Raw genomic sequence first — 2,604 nt, forward strand, 5'->3', positions numbered from 1 at the left:
CGGGCTGGGTGTCCACGGGGGGTTCCGGGGTGGGGTGTTCGGGGGCGGGGTGTTCCGGGGCGGGTGCCGCTTCGGCTGTGGCGTCCGCGTCGGCGGTCTGCTCCGGCACCGGCGCTGCTTCCGGCTGCGCGTCGACGGGGAACGGCTGGGCTTCGGGGACCGGTACGGCCCCGGCGGTGGCCTCTGCTTCGGGAGCAGGGGCGGGAGCCGTGGGGGCTTCGGTTGTGTTCTCCGCGGGGAGTCCGGCGGCGGGCGCCGCGGCCTCGGCGGGTGCTGCGCTCTGCGCGACAGCGGAGGCGGGGTGGGCGACCGGCCCGTCGGCGACGGCTCCGGGGAGCGCATCGGCCGTTACGTGGGCCTCGGCCGGTACGTCCGGTCCTGCCTGTGCTGCGGGGTCGGGCTGCGACTCGGCCGCGGGCAACTGCTGCTCCCCGGCTCCGCCGTGCCGGGGTGCGGGCACCTGGGCCACGGACGGGGCGTGGGGATGCTGCTCCCCGGCCTCTATGGGCACGGCCTCGGCGGCGGTGGCGGCCAGGGGCGCGCTCTGCGGCTCCACGGCCTCCGTACCCTCTTCACCCACTGCTTCCGCTTCCGTCTCGGCGGCGACCGGCTCCGGCTGCTCCTGCGCCACCGGCTCCTGGACAGGTACGGCGACGGCCTCCGGCGAGGGTTCCGCCACCGGTTCCGGTACGGCCTCAGCCGCCGGACCGTGCGGCTGGGCTGCGGCCTGGTCCGCGACCGGCTCCGCCGCTGCCGGGGATTCCGCCTCCGCAACGGCAACCGGGGGCTGTGCCGGCGCCTGTGCCTGTGCGGCAGCCGGCTCGGCCACGGCTTCCGGCTGTGGGCCTGCGGTGTCCGGTGCGGTCATGACGCCGACCGGGGTCGGGGCCAGATGCGGCGCGGACGGCAGCGAGCCCTCGACCGGGACGAACCGGCCCATCGAGTCCTGCGGGGCGGCGGCACCCTGCGGGCCGCCCGTGGCCTGCTCCGCCACCGGGGCCGGAGCGGCCGGGGCCTGCGCCGCGGCCTGCTCGGGGGGAGCGACCGTTTCTGCCGCACCGCCCTGAGCCACCAAGAACTCCTGGGGCTCGGACTGAGGAAGCGGGTCCTGCGGGAACTGGTCCTGCGGAAGCTGCTCCTGCGGCAGCTGAGGCTGCGCAGCGTGACCGGTCTGCGCGGGCGTGCCGGGCTGCGGCGTCCACGGAGCGGCCTGCGGCGGGATCTCCCCCAGCTGCGGTCCTGGCAGTGCCTCCGCATCGTCACGCGGGAAGTCCAGATATTCGGGGCCGAGCGTCGGCGGTCCGCCGTCGGGCACCGGGGCGGGCTGCGGCTGTGCGGTGGTCGGGCCGCGGTCGGCCAGCGACCGCACCACCCCACCGGTGGCGTCGGGCACCGGCGGGCCCATGTGCAGCGGCCTGCGCGGCGGCGTCGGCCGGTCAGCGGCCTGGGCGCGCACGGCTCCCACGTCCACCGAGCCCGAGTCGCGTCCGCCGGTCTCGTGCGCACCCGGTTCGGGCAGCTGAGCGGCGGTCTGGGGCTGGAACTGCTGCCCCTGGAGCTGCCCCTGGGTCTGCTGCTGTGGCTCACTCCACGCGCCCTGCGCGCCGGGCATCAGCAGCAGATCGTCGTCCTCGGCGGGACTCTCGGAGGGGTCGAGGAAGGTGTAGGCACCGGGGGCGGGGACGCCCTGCTGCTCCACCATGCCTGCGTTCCCCGGCTGTCCCTCGCCCGGGACCTGGCCGGTGTCGGTCATGCGTACCCCTTGCCCATCCATAGTGCTCCTTCAGCCCTTTACCGGGTCGCCCGTACTGAGACAACGAGCGGGCACGCCGTGCGGTACGAATGGCCTGCGGACACTCAGTATTGTCACGGCCGTTCGACGCCGTGCAGGGGTTCCTGCCACGGTCCGCTGTGGGCTGCGCCACGTTGCGCGTCCCCCGGTGCCGCCGTACCACACCGGACCCAAAACGGTTCCCTTTTCCGGACATTGGCGAACGAACCGCCGAACCCCCAGCTGCGGTACAACAGTCGGCCAGCCTACCCCGCGCCGTCCCGGAGCAGGGTCAGGGGCCACTCTCCGGACGGCGCCCCGACACCAGGAAGACGACCGAGCGCTCACGCTCGGCCCAGGTGCGTGTGTCGAGGTCGACCGACTGCAGCAGCGCGCATTCCACCACGTACCCGCCGTCCGCCAGAGCCGCTCCGAGCGCCTCGGCCTCGTCGCGGGTGGCCGCGTGGGTGACGATGCGGCCGGGCCTGCGGTCGGCGCAGCCGGTGACAACTGCCACTCCCCCGCCGCCGATCCGGACCACGTCGGGCTCCGGCAGCCGCTCGAGTACCTGGGGTGCCTGCCCGTGGACGACCTGGAGCTGCACCCCGAAACGGTGCGCGGCCGCGTCCGTACGGACACAGCTCCCGTGGTCGGCGTCGACGGCGATGACGGCGGCGCCGAACCGGGCCGCCTCGACGGCCAGTGCCCCGCTGCCCGAGCCGATGTCCCAGACCAGGTCGCCGGTGCGCGGGCCGAGTCTGGCCAGTTGGGCGGCGCGCAGCCCGGCGTGCTCGCCCTCGCTGAGCCCCTCGCCGTACTCGGCGGGCGGCAGT

Annotated in this window: 1 protein-coding gene and 1 pseudogene; both read right to left on the bottom strand. The window is 75.4% G+C overall.

What is annotated here, in order from left to right:
* Positions 1-1,753 (bottom strand): annotated as a pseudogene (locus G3I19_RS35965) (5,6-dimethylbenzimidazole synthase); the annotation flags it as partial.
* A 310-nt stretch (positions 1,754-2,063) separates the two neighbouring features.
* Positions 2,064-2,604: 50S ribosomal protein L11 methyltransferase (locus tag G3I19_RS35970; protein ID WP_203601134.1), on the bottom strand; the 541-nt coding region annotated here is incomplete at its 5' end.

Origin of the sequence: Streptomyces sp. SID10853, from assembly GCF_010548145.1 — a bacterium.
Lineage (GTDB): Bacteria > Actinomycetota > Actinomycetes > Streptomycetales > Streptomycetaceae > Streptomyces.